We start from the raw sequence: 600 nt of genomic DNA, 5'->3' as shown, positions 1-600 counted from the left end.
ATGCTCATTAAGGTACTGTTCTACGCGTATCTGAGCAATATCTATTCTTGCCGCAAGATCGAGCGCGCCCTGCACGAGAACATCCATTTCATGTGGCTTTCGGGCAACAGTACACCGGATTACCGTACGATCAATTATTTCAGGGGAAAGCGTCTTAAGGGACAGATACAGGAGCTGTTTGCCAGTATCGTTCGGATGCTGCATGATATGGAGTATGTCAGCCTGAAAGTCCAGTATGTAGATGGTACCAAGATCGAATCGGCCGCCGGTCGTTATACCTTCGTTTGGAAGAAATCGATTGAGAAGAACAAGATAAAGCTGGAGGCGAACATCGCTTCGGTCCTTTCGGATATCGATGCACAGATCAGCCAGGACCAATCTTCATTAGGGGATCAGCAGGTCGGCAGGGCCATCGATAGTGCCCAGCTGAGGGAAAAGATCAAATCGATCAATGCCAAGCTCAAAGGAGTGGATAGATCTACCGATAGGCAGCTGAGGAAGCTTGAAGACGACTATCTGCCCCGACTAGAGAAATATGAGGAGCAACTGGAAGTACTGGGAGATCGCAATAGTTATAGCAAGACCGATACCGATGCCGTG

Annotated in this window: 1 protein-coding gene; it reads left to right on the top strand. The window is 48.7% G+C overall.

All coding sequences use genetic code 11. From position 1 onward, the window contains the following. Nucleotides 1–600: transposase (locus CRJ00_RS02675; RefSeq protein ID WP_144038075.1), on the top strand; the 600-nt coding region annotated here is incomplete at both ends.

Origin of the sequence: Sphingobacterium sp. 1.A.4 (genome assembly GCF_002734245.1) — a bacterium.
GTDB lineage: Bacteria > Bacteroidota > Bacteroidia > Sphingobacteriales > Sphingobacteriaceae > Sphingobacterium > Sphingobacterium tenebrionis.
This window is presented reverse-complemented; position numbering and strand designations above follow the sequence as displayed.